Below are 21,013 nucleotides of genomic sequence, written 5' to 3' on the forward strand. Positions count from 1 at the left end.
TGCCTCCCGTAGGAGTCTGGGCCGTGTCTCAGTCCCAGTGTGGCTGATCATCCTCTCAGACCAGCTACTGATCGTCGCCTTGGTAGGCCGTTACCCCACCAACTAGCTAATCAGACGCGGGCCGATCTTCCGGCAGTAAACCTTTCCCCAAAAGGGCGTATCCGGTATTAGCCCTAGTTTCCCAGGGTTATTCCGAACCAGAAGGCACGTTCCCACGCGTTACTCACCCGTCCGCCGCTGACCCCGAAGGGCCCGCTCGACTTGCATGTGTTAAGCCTGCCGCCAGCGTTCGCTCTGAGCCAGGATCAAACTCTCACGTTGAAGAGATTGATCTAAGCTGATCACAACTACTTGACAGAGGCTCACAATCATCCCGGCATCACTACCCGGATGTGTGAGCTTCCGAAGCGTTAGACAGCTCGCTTCTCTCGTTGATCCGGCTCTCGCCGGACCCGCAAGGACAAGCGCCGTCCACGCTTCTCTTTCCCGTATTCACTTGTCAAAGAACGGCGCCTGTTTACACAAGTGCCATTTGAAGATCAACAAAAAACTACTCGGCGCTCGCCGACCGTTGCTTGCAGTCTTCAGTGGAAGTCCGTCCGAGCGGCCCGCCCTGGCCGGGCACCGCGTCGGGAGGCGCCGTATAGGGCGCCAGAAATCGGCTGTCAATCGCCCGTCTTCTTCGACCCCGGACGCTGACGGGCGCGGTCGTCCGCGTGTGCGGACACCGCTCCCGGATCCGGCAGAGCCCCCGCGCGCAGAGACCCGTCGCCGCGCCAGCCTCTCAGCACACCCCTCCGTGATCCGGACGAGGGGCCTCGCTCCGGATCGCGCGTCAGAGCAGGCCGCACGATGAGTGCTCATGGAAACGATCCGTTTCGATAGTTTCCATTTCTGATTGCGCGTGCTTCGCTCAAGATGGATCCATCGGCGCGACGTCGGGGCCCTGCACGGGCCGCGGGGCGCCAGTGCACCCACGTAAGGACCCCGCCATGGCCGTCGAAGCATCCGGTGCCGCGAGCGAACTCGTCCAGGTCGTCTCCCTCCTGGCGGCCGGCGTCATCGCCGTCCCGCTGTTCAAGCGGCTCGGCCTCGGATCGGTCCTCGGCTACCTCCTGGCCGGACTGGCGATCGGGCCCTTCGGGCTCGGCCTGTTCACGGACGCCCACGCCATCCTCCACGTGGCGGAGCTCGGCGTCGTGATGTTCCTCTTCATCATCGGGCTGGAGATGGAGCCGTCCCGGCTCTGGGGCATGCGCCGCGCGATCTTCGGGCTCGGCCTGGCCCAGGTGGGCGCCTGCATCGCCGCCCTCACCCTGGTCGGACTCGCCCTCGGCTTCTCGATCACCGTCGCCTTCGTGGCCGGGACCGGCTTCGTGCTGACCTCCACCGCGATCGTCATGCAGCTCCTGGAGGAGCGCGGCGCGCTCTCGACGCCGAAGGGTCAGCGCATCGTGGCGATCCTGCTGCTGGAGGATCTCGCCATCGTGCCGCTCCTCGCCGCCGTCGCGCTTCTGGCGCCGGGCGGGAGCGCCGCGAGCGCGACGGAGCGCGCGGTCACGGTCGCCATCGCCCTGCTCTCGGTCTGCGCGCTCGTCGCCGCGGGGCGCTGGCTGCTCAACCCGCTGTTCCGCCTCCTCGCCGCCGCCAAGGCGCGCGAGGTCATGACGGCCGCGGCCCTCCTCGTCGTGCTCGGCTCGGCCCTCGCGATGCAGCTCGGCGGCCTCTCGATGGCGATGGGCGCCTTCCTGGCCGGCGTCCTGCTCTCGGAGTCGAGCTTCCGTCACCAGCTGGAGGCCGATGTCGAGCCGTTCCGCGGCATCCTGCTCGGCCTGTTCTTCCTCGGGGTCGGGATGTCCCTCGACCTGACGGTGATCGCCGCGAATGCCGGCCTGATCCTGGCGGGCGTCGCCGCCTACATGACCGTGAAGGGCCTGCTCATCTACGGCGTGGCCCGGGTGCTGCGCGCCTCGCACGCCGAGTCGCTGGAACGCGCGGCCCTGATGGCGCAGGGCGGCGAGTTCGCCTTCGTGCTGTACGCGGCCGCCGCGAGCGCGGGCATCATCGACAGCACGACCAACGCCGTCCTGACAGCCACCATCATCCTGTCGATGGCGATCACGCCGCTGATGGTCGTCGCCTTCGATCGTCTCGGTCCCAAGGCCGTCCCGTCCATCGACGGCGTCGAGGCGCCCGAGGACCTCGTGGGCAGCGCCCTGATCGTCGGGTTCGGCCGCTTCGGCCAGATCGCCAGTCAGCCGCTCATCGCGCAGGGCTGCTCGGTCTCGATCATCGACACGAACCCGAGCAACATCCGTCTCGCCGAGGGATTCGGCTTCAAGGTCTATTACGGTGACGGCACCCGCCTCGACATTCTGCACGCGGCCGGCGCTGCGACGGCGCGGGCGATCCTGATCTGCGTCGACGACACCGCGATGGCCAGACGCGTCGCGGAGATCGCCAAGGCGGAGTTCCCCCTGGTGCCCGTGCTGGCGCGCGCCCGGGATCGCGAACACGCGGTCGAGCTGATCCAGGCGGGCGTGGCCTACCAGATCCGCGAGACGGTCGAGTCGGCTCTGCTCCTCGGCGAGCAGGCGCTCCTGACGACCGGAGCCGAGCCGGAAGCGGCCAGCGCGATCCTGGCGGAGGTCCGGCGCCGCGATGCGGAGCGTCTCGATCTGCAGGTCGTGGGCGGCATCTACGCGGGTCGGGACCTCATTCACGGCAACAAGCCCGGCTCGGCGCACGCGGCCGGCTAGGCCGGCGACCGGGGCTCGGTGCCGTGCCCGCTGAAGGCTTGCTGGTCTCGGCAGACACCCGGGGCGGGCAACCCTCAGCGCGCGAGCGCGTGCCCGGAGCCTTCGGAGGACGGTGCGCGGGTCGACAGCGACGCACCAGCCACAGGCGGGAATCCGGCCACGGAGGTATTCCGGGTCGCCGCCGCGGGCGAGCCCGGCGCACAGGTACGAGCGCCGCTCCAGCATCGCGGCGCCGGCCGGTGTGCCTGGGGAGGGCGACACGCCGCCGGCTTCCCCACGGCTTCCCCTCTCAAGGCGCCAGTTGCGTCCCGAGCCCGTCTGGAACAAAATGTGAACCCTGGGTCAGGCGCGGCGACAGCCCGAGCGGTCAGCGACATGTCATCTCCGAGCTCCGGTCGCACGCTGTTCTTCTTCGAGAAGCCCTCGGCGATGCGCCAGTTGCAGCGCTTCTTCCGCTCGCCGAGCACGGTCTGCGTGGCCGCCGAGGGACATCTGCTGTCGGCCGAGGAGCCGGGCAGCATCCGGCCCGAGTGGAAGCCCTGGCGCTTCGACCTCCTCCCGATCGTCCTTCCCACGATCCCGGTCGGCTACGGCACGAACCGGTCCGGGCAGTCGCACGCACCGAAGATCGCCGCGATCCGGCAGGCGCTGAGCGGCGTGGACCGCGTGATCATCGCCACGGATCCGGGTCGCGAGGGCTCGATGATCGCGTGGGAAGTGCTCGAGCATCTCGGCTGGAACGGCCGGGTCGACCGGCTCAAGCTCGGCGCGCTCGACGAGGTCTCGATCCGACGCGCCTTCGCGGCCCTGGCCAAGGATCCCGCCTCGGGCGAGCGCGACTACGCCGCCTATCTCGAGGCGCTCTGCCGGCAGTACGAGGACTATCATCTCGGCCTGAACGGCACGCGGGCGATCTCGCTGCGCCTGCGCCCGCCCGCCTTCCGGGAGCCCTGGCGCTTCGGCGGCGTCCAGACGCCGACCCTCGCCATCCTGGCGGACCTGGAGGAGCGGATCCGGTCCTTCGTGCCGCAGGACTTCTTCAAGGTCGCGCTGCACATTAGGACCCATGCAGGCGCGGAGATCACCCTCTGGCACGCCCCGAAGGAGCGGATCCTCGATGCGGCGGTCGCTGAGACGATCCGGTCCGCCGCGGCGACGTGGTCGGGCCCTCTGGCGGTCGCGCACAGGGATGTCCGGCGCGCGCCGCCCCGGCTGTTCTCGAAGGACACCCTGGCGCGACGCTGCGCCAAGCGGTTCGGCTGGGACCCGCAGCACACGGCCGGCATCGCTCAGGACCTCTACGATCAGGGGTACCTCAGCTACCCGCGCACGGAGTCGGAGCACCTGCCCGAGGGCCAGGCCGGCGATGCCGCCGCGATCATCGCGGCCGTCACGACCGTCCTGACCGACCTGAGCACAGTCGTTCCGCGCGACGCTGCGCCGCTGATCCGTCGCGGCCTGAAGGGCCACTACGTCGCGGATCCGGGCGAGCACCACGCCATCGTGCCCCTGCGCAAGGCGCCCGAGCGCGGCCGTCTCAGCACCGATCAGTTCCGCTTGTGGGAACTCGTGGCGAAGGCCTATCTCGCCGCGCACCTGCCCGACGGGGTCGACGCGCGCACGAGCGTCACGGCGGATGTCGCGACACCGCTGGGCGTGAGGCGGTTCGCCGTCTCCGGAAGCGTCGTGCGCGCGCCGGGCTGGCGCGCGCTCTACGGCAGCGAGGCCGAGCTCGAAACGGATGCCGTGCCCGGCAAGACCAAGCGCGAGGCGGAAGCCACCGCCACCCGCCTGCCGCTCGTGACCGACGGCGAGGGCGCCTCCGCCGCGACGGCGGAGATCGCCACCGCGAAGACCGAGCCGCCGCGGCGGATCACCCGAGGCGAATTGCCGGTGGTGATGGGCCGGCTGATCGACCAAGTGGACGATCCGGCCGCCAAGCGCGCCCTGGAGAACCCCGCCAACCCGAACGAGCCGAAGGGTCTGGGCACGGCCGCGACGCGCGACACGATCCTGCCCAAGCTCCTGAAGAGCCGCTACATCACGCTGTCTACCGGCAAGGATCCGGCCATCGAGGTCACCGAGGTCGGCCTGAGATTCGTAAGCGCGGTGCGCAGCGTGTTCCCGGCCTACGGAGATCCGGTCGGGCGCGCCATGTTCGAGGCGGAGCTCGCCGAGATCGGACGGGCGGCCACGCGCGCCGAGGCGGTCGCGCGCGCGACCGCCTTCCGCCAGCGCACCCGCGCCCGCCTCGACGACCTGATCACCGCGATCGCGCAGGCGCCGACGGTCAGCCTCGATCCGAGCCTGATCCCGGCCGGTCCGGGCGACCAGCGGCCGCCGACGCCGGCCATGGTGGCGTTCGCCGTGAGCCTTTCCGAGCGGAAGGGCGTGACGCTGCCGCGTGGCTGCAGGAGCAGCATCAGCGTCTGCCGCGCGTTCCTCGACACCCATGCCGGGCCGCGTGCCGGGCAGGAGGACGACGCCGGCCGCGCAGACGGCCGGCGGAGCCCGAGCGCGGCGATGGTCGGCTACGCACGCAGCCTCGCCCAGCAGCGCGGCATCCCGTGCCCGCCGGACGCGGAGACGGACTTCGACGCGTGCCGGCGCTTCCTCGACGCGCACGCCGCGCGGCAAGGGCAGGGGAGGGACGAGGCGAACGCCGGAGGGGCGAAGACCAAGCGGCCCGCGGAGCGGGAGAAGCGGCGGGGCCGTGTGGCCCGGACGCCGCGACCGGCAGCGGCACGCCGCCGGGCCTGAAGCGCCCCGGCGGGAGTGACAGGATCGCGGCGTTCGTCCGCGACGCCGACTTTGCCCCGTCTCGGCGGCGCCGGCCGCCCGGCCTGGCGCGCGGCTCAGGCGGCCTCGGGGTCCTCGGAGCGCAGCCAGCGCGCGATCGCGGCGACCACGTGGGCCTGCTCGACGGCGGTCAATGCCCGGCCGGCGGGGATCGCGTGCCACTTGGCCAGGCAACCGCGGCAGCAGGTTGCCGTCGCGTGCTGCGCCGTGAAGACGGGATGACCGCGAAAGGGCGTCTGCTTGCCGTCGTTCCTCGGCTAGGCGGACGCGAGGCGTCGCCGCACGAAGTCCCGCGCGTGGTCCAAGACCGTCGGGAGCCCCTTCTCTCGCAGGTAGACCCGATCGGCGATCGCCAGCCGGAAGCGTCGCCGGAATGCGGATTGCGGGAGACGGTCGAACACCTCGTCGAGCGCTCGCATGCGCGCAGATCCCGGTCTACCGATCGCCGGTCGGGCCGGCATGGCTTCGGCCCCGAGCGGTATTCCATGCATCCATCAGACGCCATCGCCGTCGGAACCGCGGGCTGGAGCCTGCCCAAGGCCTACGCGCCGCAGTTCCCAGAGGCGGGCAGCCATCTGGAGCGGTACGGACAGCGCTTTTCCGCGGTCGAGATCAACACCGCCTTCTATCAGCCCCATCGGGCGACGACCTACGCGAGATGGGCTGCGGCGGTGCCGGACGGGTTCCGCTTCGCCGTGAAGGTGCCGCGATCGATCACGCACGAGCGGCGCCTCATCGGCGTGGATGAGCCCCTCGCGCGCTTCCTCGGGGAGGTCACGGGCCTCGGGACAAAACTCGGGCCGCTGCTGCTCCAGCTCCCACCGAGTCTGGCCTTCGACAGCCCGTCCGCGGCGACCTTCCTATCGGGATTCCGGCGGCGCTTCCCGGGCGACATCGTCTGCGAGCCGCGCCACGCCACGTGGTTCACAGAAGATGTCGACCGCCTGCTCGTCGGCCTCGCGATCGCCCGTGTCGCGGCCGACCCCGCGCCGGTCCGGAACGCCGGCATGCCCGGTGGCTGGCCGGACCTCGTCTACTATCGGCTCCACGGCTCGCCGCGCATGTACTACTCGGCGTACGAACCGCGCGTCCTGTCCCGGATGGCCGAGCGCCTCGGAGCGCACAAGGCCCTCGGCCGACGCGCGTGGTGCATCTTCGACAACACCGCGGAGTTCGCCGCGATCGGTGATGCCCTCGACATGCTCGCGCGCGTCGAGACCCGACAGGGATCCGATTCATGAAACAACAGACATTGATCTCACAATTCTAGGGAGGACTTTCCCCCGCCGGCACAGCCGGTCTTGTCGGGAGAGGCGGCCCCGACAACGGACGCCGTCGTTCCTGAGCCAAGGTCAGACCCCGCAGTGAACCGAGCCGTGGCGATCCGAGCGCGCGATGTGGAACCGCCCGGAGCGTGTGTGCCGAGGAGCCGATTCAGGCCAATCGACCGACGTAAGCGGAGACATCGGGCTCCTCGGAGCGCCCATCGAACAGCTTCGCGGTGACGCGGCGAACGGCGGGCCTGCTCGCGACGTTCAGGGCCGCGTGAAGGAGACGGATGCCGATCCGCGTGCGCGGGTTCATGAGCTTCGGCGCGAGCTTCGGGACACCCTGCGCCCTCTCGACATACGGGCGCATGACCCGCTCGTAAGCCGCGAAGCCCGCCGCGACCGTGTCGGCGCGCGCCAGCTCACCGGCCAGCACGCAGGCGCCGGTGACGGCCAGCGTCGTGCCGATGCCCGCGAGGGGCGTCGCGCACCAGGCCGCGTCGCCTGTGAGCACGACGCGTCCGGACGACCAGCGCTTCATCCTCACCTGGCGCAGGACGTCGAGGTAGAAATCGTCCGCCGCGTCCAGGCCGGCCACGACGCGCCCGGCCTGCCACCCGGCGCCGGCGAACCGCGCCCGCAGGAACGCCTTCTGGCGAGCGATATCCCCGTCCTGCTCGCCGCCGGGCGGCTGACGGAGCGTCAGCATCGCGCGCGTCGTGCCGTGCCGGTCCGGCCGCAGCGAGATGCTGCGGCCGCCCGTGGCGTTGAACCAGCGCCACATCCGGTCGTCGCCGGGGATTCTGGGAATCGTGAAGTACGCGATGGTCAGATCCATCCAGCGCGGCGCGTTCTCTCCGGGAAAGACGAGCTCGCGGGTCGATGAGCCGACGCCCTCCGCCACGACCACCGCGTCGTAGCGTTCCGTCTCGCCGCCCGCGAAGGTGACGGCGACCGCGTCCCCGTCCTCCGCGAGGCGGGCCACACGGTCGCCGAAGCGATAGTGGGCCCGCTCCCGGGCCGGCTCGTAGAGAAGGCGCGCCAGGTCGCCGCGCAGGATCTCCATCTCGGCGGTCGGGCCATCACCCTCGGCCCCGGCGACGTCGAACCGCGCGGCGACCCGTCCCCGGCCGTCGATCCAGGCCGTGCCCTCCTCGCCGGTGCCGCTGGCGAGGGCGGCCCGTTCCAGACCCATCCGGCGCAGCACCGTGCGACCGACGCCGCGCACATCGACGTTCTGCCCACCGTCCCGGAAGGCGGGCGCGCGCTCGACGACGGTCACGTCGAAGCCGCTGCGGCCGAGCCACCAAGCCACCGTATTGCCGGCGATGCTGGCGCCGGTGATCAGGATGCGACGCGCCATACGGAAACCACCCCCGGGGACCCAACAGCGCCCGGTGCAACGGGTTGCCGGCGACGAGCGCGGCTGTTCGCGGCGGGACGCTCCCGTCTCGGCGGTGCCGGCGGTGGGATCGCCACCCGGCCGTGCAGCGCCGCGGAGGCCCACCCGCTCCGACCCGCGGCGGCGCCGATCCCCTCGACAGGTCTCGCCGCGTGCCCAACATGAGCGCGACGATCGTGCCGATCGTCCCGCGCGGGACGCGCGCGGAACTCGGTCTGGTCTGCTCAAGGCTGACGTGAGACCGGCGCAGGCAGGGATTTCAGGGCATGACAGGGGGACACGGAAGGTCCATCGGCGGTCCGGGCACTGGCGAGCGGTCGGGTGACGCCGGTGCGGAGACGCGCGAATCTGCTGCTCCGGCCCGCCACGCCGTCGCGCGGGCCGATGGCGGCCTCCCCGGTGATGGCCGCGCGCCCTGCGAAAGCCGGAGAGACCGGACCCGGCGAACACGGCGCGTCGGCGCGCTCTGCGCCCTGATGATCGCGGCGCCGACGGCGACGCGCGCCGAGCCGGTGGCGGCGCTTCTCCGGGACTGGACCACGGCCAACGGCCTCTGCCGCGGCGGCTCCGGCGACGATCCGCGCACGCAGGTTGCCTGCGAACGGCGCGACGGCCTCGATCGCCGGCTCGCCGCCGCGGGCTGGTGCCACGGACGCCCGGCCGACACCGGCGCCCAGAGAACCTGGCAGCCCTGCGGCGACGGCACGCGACAGCCTGCACAGGCCGGGACGGAGACCCCGCAGGGCGCAGCGCGGCGCGTCCTGCTCGATGTCGCCCGGGGCCCTGCGGAGGCCGGGCGGGGACAGCCGGTGCAGTTCGTCGTGCACGCCCTGAACCAAGTCGGCCCCTGGGCCTTCCTCTTCGCGCGGATGCAGCGGCCCGACGGCCGCCCCCTCCCTCGCGCCGCGGACGATCTAGACTCGAACGACTACGCCGCGCTGCTGCGCCAGGACGGAAACGGCTGGCGGGTCGTCGACTTCGCCGTGGGACCGACCGACGTCGCGTGGGAAGGCTGGGACCGGCGCTACGGGGCACCGGCCTCCGTCTTCGCGGTCAGGTGAGGTTCGTCCCCGCCGCATGAACGGAGAGACGCTCACGCGCCGACGCCTTCGGCTCTTCGCGGTCCGGCCGATCCAGGCGGCTGTCCCGGCGCCGGTGTCGGCTCCCGCCAGGACCCGGGAGGCCCGGGCATGATGGCCGCGCGGCGCTGGCTAAGCGCGACGGGGCTCGCGCTGCTTCCGACGACTTCCCAGGCCGCCCTGCCGCCGTCCTGGCAACGCGTGCGTGAAGTCCAGGCCGTCGCGGAGGCGGCCGCGCGGGTGCTGGGATCGCGTCCGATCGATGCAGTCGAGCGCGTCGACGGGGAGCGCTACCGCGTCCGGGCGGGTGACTGTCGGGTCACGGTCCGCGTCGTCGTCCGCCCCCGAGCACAGCCGGGACCGCAGGCCTTCGACGCGATTCCGGACGCTCCGGACTGCCCCTAGGACTGCCACGGGCTTCATCCCTGCGCCGCGGCGTCGAGCGCCGGAGAGGCCTCGGAGAGGTCGCGGCCGCGCACCCGCGGCGCGGCGCTCGCCCGTCAGACAGGCCGGCCCGGCGAGCCGGCGTGCATCGCGCCGATCACGGCGAGCAGACCGAGCAGAACCATGAGCACGGAGTAGTACTGCATCGGGATCCAGAACAGGGTGTGGCGCGGGCGCAGGATCACCGTCTGCCCCGTGCGCGGGTCGAGCAGTTCGCGGCCCGGCCTGCCGTTCAGCCGGGTGCCGAGCCACCAGTTGAAGCCGGCCGCCACCACCCACACCAGGATGACGCCCGTGGGCGTCGGGACGCCCAGGCGGGTGAGCGCCGGATCGAGCAGCACGCTGCCGATCAGGCCCGCCGCCGCGATCAGCGCCGTCAGCATTCCCCAGCCGGACCAGATGATCATTCCCAGACATCCCCTGTCTTGGCGAACGGTCCCGCCTCGCGGGACGCGGTTCCTCCGGCAGGCGCCGGCACGATGTTGCGATGGGCGGCCCAGTCGCGTTTTCGCCGGGTCGCGGGGATTGTCCGACGCCGAAACTGGTATCGACCGGCATCCCGCGCGGCCCGTCGGTCGCCCTCCCGGCCGCGATAGCCGCGGTGCAGATCGGCGGTCATCGGGGTTCGGGCGCGGGTCGGGTCGACGGCGAGGCTCATGCGATCGGCGGATCAACTCACGTCAGGCATCGTCGCGTGCGACACCTCGCACGGCCCGGTCCCGCCGGCAAGCTGACCCCTGACCGAGGGGCGGGATCACCGGAACGGCTGCACGGCCGTCTAGACGTTCATCGACGACCCTCTCGTCGCCGCTGACCAGATCCGTCGACGACCGGAGCGTCGGCGGCCCTGCCTCGCAATGCGCGAATACCGCCGATCTACCTGGAGCCGGACAATCCGAAAAGGATCGCCGCGCCTGCGACAAGGAGCGGCGCCCAGAAATGGACCAGGCCGCCGCCGCTCCAGACCGAGAAGGTCTCCCGGCACCCCGTCGTGTTCATCGCACATCCCAGGGGGACGAAGTACATGAACCACACGAAGGTCGCGATGACGAGAAGTGTCCCGAAAATCAGCGCGGCGCCCCGCATCGACAACATCCTCATGCGCGCCTGGTCCGGGCGCGCTCCGCTACGGCCCGGGGCCACGATCGGATCCCACCCTGCCAGGACCGACGTCTCCTGTCGCTCCATGACGGGCGCGTCCGCGAGGTTCGCGTGAGAGCCGCGACAGGGATCTCGCGGGATCCGCGCCGGCGCGCACCGCGAGGCGGGGGTCCGCGCCCGTGACCGGCCGCGGCCGGAAGAGAGGCGCGCCGCGGATCCGGCCCGTCCGCTACCGGTGAGATGGCGCGGAAGCCGACGCCGGTGTGCAAGGGCCGAGCCCGGAGCGCCCGCGGCGGCCGTCCGGGTCTGGCGCTACCGCGGACCGCCGCCGCGCCGCCGCGCGATCTCGTGTCCCGCGCTGTCGAGGGCGCCCGACGGCGCGAGGCTGTCGTTCGGAACGGCCTGCATGCCATCGTGCGCGGTGCGCGAGGTCGGTCGCGCGAGACCGTGATCGCCGGCGGCCTGCTTCATCGCCAGCGCCCTGCGGGAGCTCGTGACCAGGCGACCGCGCGCCCGGGCGTTCCGCCTGCGCTCGCTCTCCTTGCTGGCGCGCTTCACCGCGGCTGCCAGCACCGCGGCCTTCCGGCGGGTCCCGGTATTGTCGGTCGCGGCGCGCGCGCCGGACGGGGCGGCCTTGCCGCGCAGCTCGCGGCGCTGCCGGCGGGAGATATCCCGCGCACGGTCGCGGCTTGCCCGAAGACGCGCGACCAGCTCCGCCAAGCCGCCGTCATCGGCCTCACCGAGCCTGGGGTGATGCGAGCGCGCGACGAGATCGGCCTCGTCCACGCTCAGGAGACGGGCTTCGTGACGGCTCGATCGGGACATGGGCACTCCTGTGCTGAATGAGGGGTGGCGACAGCGGACGGGCGGATGGCGGGCGGCGATCAGTCGGGGCCGCCCAGGGTCGGTGTCCGGCGCAGCGCCGTCTCGCGCAGGGACCGGTCGGCGTAGGTGCCCTGCACCGCCGCGCGACCGCCGTGGTCAAACAGGTCGAGCATCAGGGCGCTGTGGATGAAGCCGAGATGGCTGAAGGCCTGGGGGAAGTTCCCCAGGAAAGCGCCGTCCGGCGCGACCTCCTCGGCGTAGAGGCCGACGTCGTTCTGGAGGGCGCGCAGGGCGTTGAAGCGCAGCCGCGCCTCCGCGTCCCGGCCGAGCCAGAGCAGCGCGTCGACCAGCCAGAAGGCGCAGAGCAGGAAGGTGCCCTCGTGGCCGGGCAGGCCGTCGTCGTTCCGGTAGCGGTAGACGAGGTGGCCGTGGCCGAGGCGCTCGATGACGACGTCCACGGTCCGGGCGAAGGCGGCCTCGTCGACCGGGAAGCCGACCAGGGGCGCCATCAGCAGGGCGGCGTCGACGTCGTCACCGTCGAGATATTGCGGGTAGTAGCCGTCCCGGTGGATCCCCGGGCCGTTCACGCAGGCGACGATGCGGTCGCGCTCCCGGCACCACGTCTCGCGCGGGCCGAACAGGCGGATCGCCCGGTCCAGGGCGACCCAGTTCATGATCGCCGCGTGGAGGTAGCGCTGCTCGGGCTTGCGCGGCTCCCAGAGACCGGCGTCGGGGCGGTGCCAGTGCGCGGCGGAGATGTCGGCCAGCCGGGCGCCGTGCCCGAGCATCGCCTCCGGGAGCGTGCCGCCCAGGCGTGTGTAGAGGTAGAGCAGGTCGAGCACCTGCCCGTACGCGTCGGCCTGATGCTGCGCGGCGGCCTCGTTGCCGGCCCGCACCGGCGCGCTGCCCTGCCAGCCCTCGAAATGCGCGATCGTGGTCTCGGCGAGGTCGACCTCGCCCGAGACGCTGTAGAGCGGCCGCAGCCGCCCCTCCGCCCGCGCGCAGAGGTCGGACACGAACCCGAAGAAGGCCTCGGCCTCGCGCAGCATGCCGAACTTCTTCAGGACGTAGAAGGACAGGCACGCGTCGCGGATCCAGCAGAACCGGTAATCCCAGTTGCGGATCCCCCCGATCTCCTCGGGGAGGGAGGTCGTGGCCGCCGCGACCATCGCGCCGGTGGGCGCGTATGTCAGCGCCTTGAGCACGAGCGCCGACCGGATCAGCTCATCGGCGAGCGGTCCCGTGTAGGCGGCGTCCTGCGTCCACAGCACCCAAGCCTTGCGCGTCCGCTCCATCAGGGCACGCGCGTCCGGCGAGGCGTCCGGCAGGGCACCGCCGTAGAGGCTGAAGCTCCGCGCCTGCCCGCCCTCGAGGACGAACCGCGCGGCGGCCCCGGCGCCGTCCCGCACGAGTTCGACATCCGCGACGAGGCCCGGGCATCCCGGTGCCGTCACCCGGCCGCCCGCGATCTCCGGCGGCGCGAAGGACTCGGCGAAGCCCGCCAGCGGCCGGTAGGCGACCACCATCGGAACACGGCCCGACACGCCACTGACGAGCCGGACCAGGAGCGGCCGGTGCGGGCCGCCCTCAGGCCCGACCATGAAGTCGTGCAGGGTCACGAAGCCGTCCGGGGTGGTGAAGGTGGTCTCCAAGATGTTGCTGCGGCTCAGGTACTGCCGCGCCGTCTCGTACCGCCCCTCGGGGCGGATGGAGAAATGGCCGCCGCGCCGGCGGTCGAGCAGCCGGGAGAAGGCCGGGTCGGCGTCGAAGCGCTCCAGGCAGGCCCAGTCGATCGATCCGTCGCGGGCGACGAGCGCGCACCCCTCGCAGTTGCTCAGGAGGGCGTAGGCTTCGATCGGCTGATAGGGGCGCTCGCCCGCGTCGGTCATAGAGTCTCCTGGGTGTTGCGCTTCGACGCGCCGGCTGATGTCGGGCCAGGGCGGGCGAGAACCGCGGTCCGGCCTGGTCAGGCGCAGAGCCGGAAGGCCGGCTCCAGCAGCCCCCGCGCGCCCACGTCGATCAGGATCGTCCGGCCATGCTCCGGATCCTCGGCGCGGTCCGCCACGTCCATGCCCTCGTAGGCGGACGTGACCAGCAGGCGGTCGAGATCGCGTCCCGCGAAGGTCGGACAGGTCGGCTGCCGCATCGGCACCGACACGGTGCGGACCCGCTCGCCCGCGGGGCTGTAGGCGTCGAGGCAGCCGGCGCCGAAGCGCGCCGTCCAGATCAGGCCCTCGGCATCCACGGCGGCGCCGTCGATCGCGCCCTCGCCGCCGCGGTGGTCGAAATGGATCTCGACCGGTCCCCGCGGCAGCCCGGTCCTCGGATCGAGCGGGACGCGGTGAAGCACGCCGACGTCGGTATCGACGAAGTAGCCGGTGGCGCCGTCCGGCGAGAAGCTGATGCCGTTGGGGATCGTCAGGCCGCCGAAGAGGCGGTGCACCTTCGTGCCGGCCACGTGATAGATCGAGCCGCGCCCCTTGGTGGCGTCGCGGTCCATCGTGCCGATCCACAGCGCGCCGCTCGGATGGACGCGGCCGTCGTTGGACCGGTTGTGGTGCAGATCCTCCTCAAGGGGGCAGAGCATCCGGATATCCCCGTCCCGGATCGACCGGACGTAGAGACCGTCCTCCGCCGAGAGCAGCTGGTGGGCGCCGTCGATCGCCGCGATGTCACTGACCTGGACGGGCAGGACGTGGACGAGCGCCTTCTGGGCGCTGGCGATCGGCTTCTCGAACAGGCGCGCTTCCAGGATATCGACCCACCACGCCGTCCCGGTGCGCGGATCGTAGCTCGGTCCTTCACCGAGGTGGCAGCGCACCTGGCTGAGAATTCGGATGTCGTGCGGAGGACGCAAATGCTCGTTCCCGTTCGTGTCGGTCGATGTTCGAGGCGGACCTGTCGCGACGGCGTCAGCACTTGTCGCAGACGCTGCCGAGGACCGCGTCGAGGTCCTTCTGCCGTCGCGTCCGTTCCCGCGGATCGTGCAGCGGCGCGGCCCCCGCGCCGGGCGGCACCGTCTGCCCCACCGACGAGCGGTACGGCGCGTTGATCGTGGTCTCAGGGCCGCCGCCCGTCCCCGTGAACGCGGCTGCCAGCGCCGCATGGATGCAGATGAACGGCGCGATCAGGCCGATGATCGCTCCACGGGTCATCGCTTGTCCGACAGTCATGGCGAGCCTCCCGATTCAATCTCCGATCCGATCTGCCTGCGCGGTGATGCGCGCCTCGTCCGCGGGGCGAGAGCCGACGACCGGAGGGAGATCCACGATCGACCACACGGCCATCGGCGCACGGTTATTCCCTACCGGCCCGCGACCGGCGCACCGCGCCGACCAAGAGCAGAGACGCCCTCTCCATGTAATCGTCGTTTAATCCGCAGTCTCGGCAAAATCACCAACCGTGACTTCACGCATCATTTCGTGCCGCGATGGCAAAGTAGATGGTGACATGCAATCGCGGAGTGCCCTCACGCACGCATCGGCGCGGATTAAACGCGGCGCTTAGTTCAGCGATGGATGTCGGGAAGGATCATCCGTCACTCAGACAGATGCGCGCGGTCCCCGTCACGCCCTGCCGGCCAGCTCTTCGGGCGGGCACACGAGCCCGGCGCCCACGGCGATCCAGACGAGGTGTGCATCCGTTCGGGCACCGAGCTTGGCGCGGATCCCGGACAGGTTGTTGTGCACCGTCTTCAGGCTCAAGCAGAGGGCCTCGGCCACGGCCTGCGCCGTCATCCCCCCCGCGGTCAGGCTCAGGATCTCGACTTCCCGCGGGCTCAGCGCGTCGACGGCCGAGCGCCCGCCCGCCACCTCGTCCTGGGCGATGGCGTGGGCGATGTCGGCGCTCATCGCCCGCTCGCCGCGCAGCACGGCCGCCACCGCCGCCAGCAACGCGCGCGGCGGGCTCGCCTTGGTGACGTAGCCGCACGCCCCCGCGGCGAAGGCTCGGCGCGCGACGACGGCTCCGGTGCGCATGCTGAAGACCAGGATGCGGGCCGCCCCGTCCCACTGGCGGATGTGCCGGATGGCCTCGATGCCGCTCGGCCCCGGGAGCGACAGGTCGAGGATCACGAGATCCGGCCCGTGCGCCTTGTACTGGCGGTAGGCCTCCGCCGCGCTCGCCGCCTCCGCCGTCACGACGAGTCCCGGCTGTCGCTCGATCAGGCGGCGATAGCCCTCGCGCACCACCGGATGGTCGTCGACGAGCAGGATGGACGTGGGCATGAGACGCCTCAGACCGCGGTCGGGACGGTCGCGCAGGCGCGGATCCCGCTGCCGGTGCCGGTCAGCGTGAAGCTGCCGCCGAGGGCGGCGAGCCGCGCGCGGATGCCGACGAGGCCGCGGCCGGTGCCGGAGGCCGTGCGCGAGACATCGCCCTTGCCGTCGTCGTCCAGCGTGAGCGTCACCGCCCGCGTTCCGGTCTCCGTCCGGACGACCCGCAGGAAGATCCGGCTCGGACGCCCGTGGCGGAGGGCGTTGGTCAGGAGCTCCTGCGCGATGCGGTAGAGGCTCGCCGACACGGTCACGGGCATGTCGGCGAGGTCGCCGGCCACGTCGAGATGGAGGGCCGGGCCGGACCTGAGCTGCGCCCGCCAATCCGCCACGAGGCCCCGCAGCGCGTCCTCCAGCCCGGTCTCGGCGAGGTCGGGCAGTTCGAGGCGTGCCAGAGCCCCGCGCAGGCTCTCCCGCATGGTGGCGAGGACGGCCTCGATGCCGCGCGCGTCCGCGCGCAGATCCTCGCGGTCGTCGGGCGCGGCGAGTTCGATCGCGGCCGCCCGGGCGCCCGCGGCGGCGAGGCACTGGCCGAAGGCGTCGTGCAGGTCCCGCGCGAGCGCCTGCCGCTCCTCTTCCTGCACCGTGACGAGCCGCTGCATCAGCTCCGCGCGCGCGGCCTCCGCGCGGGCGAGCCGGTCGGCGAGGTCATCGCAGGCGCGTGCGATCCGGTCGAACTCGGCGGCGGCGAAGCGCGGCAGCGGCGACCGGGTCCGGGCCGCGTCGAGCCTCGCCAGCCCGCGCACGATCTGCCCGGCGGGCGCGACGAGGCGCGTGACCGCGAGCCAGTTGAGGAGCAGTGTCGCCGCCGTCAGAGCGAGCGCGAGCCCGCCCGCGAGACGCACCCGCTGCCAGACGCGGGCCGCCGCAGCGGTCGGATCGGGCCAGGCGGTGACGCTGCCGATCGTGCGCTCGCGGAAGACGATCGCGCGGATCGTCGGCGCGGCCGCGGCGTCCCCCGTAACCGCCTCCCGGAACCACGCGGGGGCGGCATCGAGGCCATCCCAGTCGCCGCAGACGCGCCGCGGCAACTCGACGCCGAGCTGGATGTCGGCGCAGATCCCCGGGAGGATGGTGAGGAGGGCCGGTGCGGGCTGCGGCGGCGCGGCGGGCATCGCGACCGGACCGGCGCTGCCGAGCCCCGGCTGACGCGCAAGCTGCGCGGCGATCCGCTCCGCCGAGGTCGCGGCCTCCCGCTGCAGGCTCGCCTGGGCCGCGAAGCCGGTCCAGGCGACCGCTCCGGCCAGGCACAGGAGGGCGACCACGAGGAGGCGTAGGCCGAGATGCGCGGGCAGGCTCATGGGGGCGAAACGGCCGGGCTCGAAGCGACGTGCCGATCTGGCACCGGGAAGGGCCCGGCGCGCAAGCCGCGCCGACGCAGCGCGGGAAGAATGCCCGGCCGTGCGCGGGAGGACGTCCCTGGCCCGCGCCCCGCACGCCTCGCAGGATGGCGGCGTTTCGTCTCCCGCGGAGCCCGCCATGGCCTCTCACCTGTCCCGCCGCAGCCTGCTCGCCGCCTCCGCCCTGCTGCCGCTCGGCCTGCACCGCCCCGGCGCGGCCGCGCCCGGACCCGCGCCCCACCGGGTCGGCGCCTTCACCGTGACGCCCCTGCGCGACGGGCTGTTTCCGCTGGAGCCGCGCATGATGCCCGCGGCCGAGAGCCCGGCCGGACGGGGTCTGTTGACGGGGGCCGGTCTTTCCGGGGAGGGTCCGTCGCCGGAGCCGGTCAACGCCTTCCTGATCCGGCGCGGCGCGCGCCACTGGCTGCTCGACGCGGGCTGCGGAACGGTCTTCGGACCGGACTTCAACCGGGTGACCGCCGCGCTGGCGGCGGAGGGCGTGCGGCCCGACCAGGTCGAGACCATCTGGCTGAGCCATCTCCACGCCGACCACGTGGGCGGTCTCCTGACGCCGGGCCGCCTGGCGCGGTTCGCGAACGCCGAGCTCGTGGTGCAGGAGCGCGAGGTCGCCTACTGGTCGGATGCGGGAGCGCGGGCCGCCGCGCCCGACGCCCTGCGGCCGATGTTCGAGACGGCGCAGGCCGTGCTCGCCGCCTACCCCGATCGGATCCGCCGCCTCTCGGGCGAGGCCGAGCTCGCCCCCGGCATCCACGCGATGCCGCTCCCCGGCCATACGCCGGGTCACATGGGCGTGCTGATCGCGGACGGCGTGGACCGGTTGCTGATCTGGGGCGACGTCATCCACTCGCGGCTCCTGCAGATGCCGCACCCGGACTGGACCGTCATCTGGGACACGGATCCGGCGGAGGCGATCGCGACCCGCCGGCGCATCCTCGACCGCGCGGCGGCGGAGGGCCTGAGCGTGACCGGGATGCACCTCGCCGCCCGCGGGCGGATCGAGCGGGACGGGGCGGGCTACGCGCTGATCTAGAGGATCCGGTTCGTGCCGCCGGGTCCGGCCGAGTCCGCGATGCGGCGGGACGACGCCGTCAGCCGCGGCCCCAGTCCCGCAGGTCCCGGACGAACAGGTCCGGCGCCTCCATGGCGGCGAAATGGCCGCCGCGGGGCATCGTCTGCCAGCGCGAGACCGCGTAGCCGCGCTCCAGCCACTCTCGCGGCGGCGCGGGCGTGCGCGGATCCGGGTAGGCCGCGAAGGCCGTCGGCACCGTGACGCGCCGCCCCGGCGGCATCCGGCGCACACCCTCCTGCTGCGCGCCGGCGTAGAACCACGTCGCCGTCGCGAAGGAATCGGTGAGGATGTAGAGCAGGGCGTTGGTCAGGAGCTGATCGTTCGTGAAGACCTGCGCGAAGGGCCGCTCCCGCAGGTCGGCCCAGTCGTGGAAGCGCTCGACCAGCCACGCCAGCTGCGCCACCGGCTCGTCCGCCATGGCGTAGCCGAGCGAGAGCGGCCTGGTGCCCTGCAGCTGCGCGTAGGCCCCGAGCGCCTGCTGGGTGGCTCCGGCCTGCTTCTGCCAAGCCCGCTCCGCGGCGCTCTCCGGCTCGGCATCGGGCTGCACCAGCAGGTAGTTCAGGTGGATCGCCTCCAGCGACGCGGCGTGGTCGAGACCGAGCCAGGCCGCGACACCGGCACCCCAGTCGCCGCCCTGCACCCGGTAGCGCGGGTAGCCCAGTTGCTCGCGCATCAGGCGGTCGAACAGCCGCGCCGCGGTGCGCGCGCCGATCGGCGCGGCGGGTTTGCCCGAGAAGCCGAAGCCGGGCAGCGCCGGGATCACCAAGTCGAACGCGTCCTCCGTCCGCCCGCCGTGGCGCGACGGGAAGGCCAGGAGCTCGATCACCGACCAGAACTCGTAGATCGAACCCGGCCAGCCATGGATCAGCAGCAGCGGGCGCCGGCCTTCCGCCTCGCCGACGACGTGGACGGCGTGCAGGTCGAGATCCTCGACGCGGGCCAGGATCTGCGGGAAGCGGTTGAGCGCGGCCGCGGCCGCGGCCTCGTCGAAGCCGTCGAGCCAGTGGGCGCACAGGTCGGCCAGGACGGCCGGATCGCAGCCGTAGCGCCAGCCGGCTCCCGTCGGCAGGCGCGGCAGGCGGTAGGCCCGCACGCGCTCCCGCACCCAGGCCAGCCGGTTCGCGTCCCAGGCGACGGTGAAGTCTCGCATGATGCCTCCGCTCGGCTCCGCGTCCCGGGAGCGTGCCGATACCGGCCGTCCCGTTCGCGCGACGTTGATCCGGGTCAACGCGGCCGGGCCGGGACGGTCACGCCGGGATCGCCCCGCCCGGCACGACGGCTATTGGCGGCGCGATCGCGCGAGGGCTGTCGGCCCCCGGCGGCCGGCTTCGGTGCCCTTCCGGGACGCGGACCCGACCGGAGCGCCGCAGGCAGGGTACGTCAGCCGGGCGAGACGCGTCGCGACGTCAGCGCCCGCCGCGCCAGGAACCCGGCCGCGCTCATGGCGAGGATCGCGGCCGCGTAGAGGTCGGCGGTCGTCACGTAGCCGATCCGGCGCACGAGATACCCGGCACAGATCACCGGGAGGCTGAACGCCAGGTAGCTCTCGACGTAGTAGCTCGCGAGGAGCTCCGCCCGCTCGCTCGGCTTCGCCAGCGGGACGATCGTGCCGAGGGCGCCGAGGAAGCTCGTCCCGAAGCCGGCCCCGCCGACCAGGGTCCCGCCGATCAGGACCGGCACGCTCCCGCCGTGCATGCCGGCGAGCACGATGACGAGACCGGCGGTCATGGCGAGCGTCCCGATCGTCAGGTTGGCCGCGGCGTCCCGGCCGCGCCGCTGGAGGACCGCGAAGGCGCCGGCGACCATCAGGGCCGCGACCATGACGCCGCTCGTCAACGGGGTCCGGCTGCCCGTCGCGGCGACGACCAGCGAGGGAACGATGGAGAGGTAGAAGCCACCGAGCATCCAGGTCGCGATGTTGGTCGGCGTGATCGCGGCCAGCGGCCGCCTGGCCTGTGGCGGAACCACGACGCGCGGCCTCAGGGCCCGCAGGGCGCCCGCGCGGCGCTCGCCGGTCTCGGGCGTGAGCCAGAGGAGAGCGGCCTGCGCGGCGAACACCGCGCCCAGGATCGCGTAGACGAGGTGGAGGGGGTGCGGGCCGTACTGCACGAGGGCGCTGGTCCCGAGCGCGCCCGCCGCCATCCCAATCAGCGGCATGATCGCGTTCACGAGCTGGGCCCGCGCCCGGTCGACGTCGACGAGCGCGGCGCCCAGCGAACTCGCCGCGATGCCGGTCGCCACGCCCTGGACGAAGCGCGCCGCGATGAGTCCCCACGCCCCGCTGGCCGTCGTGAACAGGGCCATCGCCACCAGCTCGAGGAGCAGCGCGCCGAAGATCACCGGCCGTCGGCCCAGATGGTCCGAGATCGACCCGGCGACGAGGAGCGCCTTGAGGAGCGCCAGCGCGTAGACGGCGAACACCGCGGTCGTGAGCACGGGGGAGAGCGCGTAGGTCTCCTGGTAGAACCGGTACAGCGGCGTCGGAGCGGCGGACGCGGCGAGGAAGGTGCCGAGCACCGCCGCGTGGAAGAACAGCGTGCCGCTGCCCGCGACAGCCACAACTTTCAGCTTGCGGTCCCTGGTCATTGGCGAACCTAAAGGCTAATCCGTTGCGTTTGATGCGTAGGCCCTC

At 72.4% G+C, this 21,013-nt stretch carries 17 protein-coding genes, 1 rRNA gene and 1 pseudogene; 6 read left to right on the forward strand and 13 right to left on the reverse strand.

Translation table 11 applies throughout. From position 1 onward, the window contains the following. Window positions 1–321 (reverse strand): 16S ribosomal RNA (locus H288_RS0120245); the annotation flags it as partial. Between the two features lie 671 nt (window positions 322–992). Between H288_RS0120245 and H288_RS0120250 the strand changes: the two genes are divergently transcribed. Beyond that, window positions 993–2,759 carry a monovalent cation:proton antiporter-2 (CPA2) family protein gene (locus tag H288_RS0120250; RefSeq protein ID WP_020094397.1) on the forward strand — a complete coding sequence of 589 codons (1,767 nt, stop codon included), beginning with the start codon at window positions 993–995 and terminating at the stop codon, window positions 2,757–2,759. Window positions 2,760–3,134: 375 nt separating this feature from the next. Continuing rightward, entirely contained in the window at window positions 3,135–5,519 is a 2,385-nt protein-coding gene (locus tag H288_RS0120255) for a DNA topoisomerase (protein WP_020094398.1), read from the forward strand. Window positions 5,520–5,614: 95 nt separating this feature from the next. Here the strand turns inward: H288_RS0120255 and H288_RS32580 are convergent. Then, a pseudogene (locus tag H288_RS32580) lies at window positions 5,615–6,049 on the reverse strand (DUF4186 domain-containing protein). Here H288_RS32580 and H288_RS0120265 point away from each other — a divergent pair. Continuing rightward, complete coding sequence (locus H288_RS0120265; RefSeq protein WP_020094400.1) at window positions 6,044–6,799, forward strand: DUF72 domain-containing protein; 756 nt, start codon at window positions 6,044–6,046, stop codon at window positions 6,797–6,799. The pseudogene H288_RS32580 and the gene H288_RS0120265 overlap by 6 nt on opposite strands. Window positions 6,800–6,992: 193 nt before the next feature. Here the strand turns inward: H288_RS0120265 and H288_RS0120270 are convergent, their stop codons facing one another. After that, window positions 6,993–8,189, reverse strand: a complete 1,197-nt coding sequence (locus H288_RS0120270) for an FAD-dependent monooxygenase (RefSeq protein ID WP_020094401.1) — start codon at window positions 8,187–8,189, stop codon at window positions 6,993–6,995. Window positions 8,190–8,704: 515 nt separating this feature from the next. Here H288_RS0120270 and H288_RS33545 point away from each other — a divergent pair. Continuing rightward, complete coding sequence (locus tag H288_RS33545) at window positions 8,705–9,289, forward strand: hypothetical protein (RefSeq protein ID WP_020094402.1); 585 nt, start codon at window positions 8,705–8,707, stop codon at window positions 9,287–9,289. Window positions 9,290–9,418: 129 nt separating this feature from the next. Next, window positions 9,419–9,712, forward strand: coding sequence for a hypothetical protein (locus H288_RS0120280; RefSeq protein ID WP_020094403.1), 294 nt, complete (start codon window positions 9,419–9,421; stop codon window positions 9,710–9,712). 95 nt (window positions 9,713–9,807) lie between these two features. Here the strand turns inward: H288_RS0120280 and H288_RS0120285 are convergent, their stop codons facing one another. The 8 genes from H288_RS0120285 to H288_RS0120320 form a co-directional block, all read right to left on the reverse strand. Then, window positions 9,808–10,158 (reverse strand): hypothetical protein, encoded by a 351-nt coding sequence (locus H288_RS0120285; protein WP_020094404.1) that lies wholly within the window; start codon window positions 10,156–10,158, stop codon window positions 9,808–9,810. 469 nt (window positions 10,159–10,627) lie between these two features. Further along, a complete protein-coding gene (locus tag H288_RS0120290; RefSeq protein ID WP_234083189.1) occupies window positions 10,628–10,852 on the reverse strand; it encodes a hypothetical protein in 225 nt (74 codons plus the stop codon). A 312-nt stretch (window positions 10,853–11,164) separates the two neighbouring features. After that, on the reverse strand, window positions 11,165–11,677 hold the full coding sequence (locus H288_RS0120295; protein WP_026605125.1) for a hypothetical protein: 513 nt from the start codon (window positions 11,675–11,677) through the stop codon (window positions 11,165–11,167). A 59-nt stretch (window positions 11,678–11,736) separates the two neighbouring features. After that, a complete protein-coding gene (locus tag H288_RS0120300; RefSeq protein WP_020094407.1) occupies window positions 11,737–13,566 on the reverse strand; it encodes a glycoside hydrolase family 15 protein in 1,830 nt (609 codons plus the stop codon). 77 nt (window positions 13,567–13,643) lie between these two features. Further along, on the reverse strand, window positions 13,644–14,534 hold the full coding sequence (locus tag H288_RS0120305) for an SMP-30/gluconolactonase/LRE family protein (RefSeq protein WP_026605126.1): 891 nt from the start codon (window positions 14,532–14,534) through the stop codon (window positions 13,644–13,646). 55 nt (window positions 14,535–14,589) lie between these two features. After that, complete coding sequence (locus H288_RS0120310; protein WP_020094409.1) at window positions 14,590–14,832, reverse strand: hypothetical protein; 243 nt, start codon at window positions 14,830–14,832, stop codon at window positions 14,590–14,592. A gap of 411 nt (window positions 14,833–15,243) precedes the next feature. Next, on the reverse strand, window positions 15,244–15,903 hold the full coding sequence (locus H288_RS0120315) for a response regulator transcription factor (RefSeq protein ID WP_020094410.1): 660 nt from the start codon (window positions 15,901–15,903) through the stop codon (window positions 15,244–15,246). Window positions 15,904–15,911: 8 nt separating this feature from the next. After that, window positions 15,912–17,252, reverse strand: a complete 1,341-nt coding sequence (locus H288_RS0120320) for a histidine kinase (protein WP_020094411.1) — start codon at window positions 17,250–17,252, stop codon at window positions 15,912–15,914. A gap of 178 nt (window positions 17,253–17,430) precedes the next feature. Between H288_RS0120320 and H288_RS0120325 the strand changes: the two genes are divergently transcribed. Next, entirely contained in the window at window positions 17,431–18,342 is a 912-nt protein-coding gene (locus H288_RS0120325; protein WP_020094412.1) for an MBL fold metallo-hydrolase, read from the forward strand. A gap of 58 nt (window positions 18,343–18,400) precedes the next feature. Here the strand turns inward: H288_RS0120325 and H288_RS0120330 are convergent, their stop codons facing one another. Together H288_RS0120330 and H288_RS0120335 are read right to left on the reverse strand one after the other, a co-directional pair. After that, window positions 18,401–19,531: an epoxide hydrolase family protein gene (locus H288_RS0120330; RefSeq protein WP_020094413.1), complete on the reverse strand. Its 1,131-nt coding sequence runs from the start codon at window positions 19,529–19,531 to the stop codon at window positions 18,401–18,403. 230 nt (window positions 19,532–19,761) lie between these two features. Then, window positions 19,762–20,967 (reverse strand): MFS transporter, encoded by a 1,206-nt coding sequence (locus H288_RS0120335; RefSeq protein ID WP_020094414.1) that lies wholly within the window; start codon window positions 20,965–20,967, stop codon window positions 19,762–19,764. Window positions 20,968–21,013 lie beyond the last annotated feature (46 nt).

Origin of the sequence: Methylobacterium sp. 285MFTsu5.1, from assembly GCF_000383455.1 — a bacterium.
Lineage (GTDB): Bacteria > Pseudomonadota > Alphaproteobacteria > Rhizobiales > Beijerinckiaceae > Methylobacterium.

Excerpts from the sequence above, each read along its gene's own strand:
- H288_RS0120270 (WP_020094401.1), bottom strand. The coding sequence starts at position 8,189 with ATGGCGCGTCGCATCCTGATCACCGGCGCCAGCATCGCCGGCAATACG.
- H288_RS0120330 (WP_020094413.1), bottom strand. The coding sequence starts at position 19,531 with ATGCGAGACTTCACCGTCGCCTGGGACGCGAACCGGCTGGCCTGGGTG.
- H288_RS0120325 (WP_020094412.1), top strand. The coding sequence starts at position 17,431 with ATGGCCTCTCACCTGTCCCGCCGCAGCCTGCTCGCCGCCTCCGCCCTG.
- H288_RS0120300 (WP_020094407.1), bottom strand. The coding sequence starts at position 13,566 with ATGACCGACGCGGGCGAGCGCCCCTATCAGCCGATCGAAGCCTACGCC.
- H288_RS0120285 (WP_020094404.1), bottom strand. The coding sequence starts at position 10,158 with ATGATCATCTGGTCCGGCTGGGGAATGCTGACGGCGCTGATCGCGGCG.
- H288_RS0120255 (WP_020094398.1), top strand. The coding sequence starts at position 3,135 with ATGTCATCTCCGAGCTCCGGTCGCACGCTGTTCTTCTTCGAGAAGCCC.
- H288_RS0120250 (WP_020094397.1), top strand. The coding sequence starts at position 993 with ATGGCCGTCGAAGCATCCGGTGCCGCGAGCGAACTCGTCCAGGTCGTC.
- H288_RS0120265 (WP_020094400.1), top strand. The coding sequence starts at position 6,044 with ATGCATCCATCAGACGCCATCGCCGTCGGAACCGCGGGCTGGAGCCTG.
- H288_RS0120295 (WP_026605125.1), bottom strand. The coding sequence starts at position 11,677 with ATGTCCCGATCGAGCCGTCACGAAGCCCGTCTCCTGAGCGTGGACGAG.
- H288_RS33545 (WP_020094402.1), top strand. The coding sequence starts at position 8,705 with ATGATCGCGGCGCCGACGGCGACGCGCGCCGAGCCGGTGGCGGCGCTT.
- H288_RS0120315 (WP_020094410.1), bottom strand. The coding sequence starts at position 15,903 with ATGCCCACGTCCATCCTGCTCGTCGACGACCATCCGGTGGTGCGCGAG.
- H288_RS0120310 (WP_020094409.1), bottom strand. The coding sequence starts at position 14,832 with ATGACCCGTGGAGCGATCATCGGCCTGATCGCGCCGTTCATCTGCATC.
- H288_RS0120280 (WP_020094403.1), top strand. The coding sequence starts at position 9,419 with ATGATGGCCGCGCGGCGCTGGCTAAGCGCGACGGGGCTCGCGCTGCTT.
- H288_RS0120335 (WP_020094414.1), bottom strand. The coding sequence starts at position 20,967 with ATGACCAGGGACCGCAAGCTGAAAGTTGTGGCTGTCGCGGGCAGCGGC.
- H288_RS0120320 (WP_020094411.1), bottom strand. The coding sequence starts at position 17,252 with ATGAGCCTGCCCGCGCATCTCGGCCTACGCCTCCTCGTGGTCGCCCTC.
- H288_RS0120290 (WP_234083189.1), bottom strand. The coding sequence starts at position 10,852 with ATGAGGATGTTGTCGATGCGGGGCGCCGCGCTGATTTTCGGGACACTT.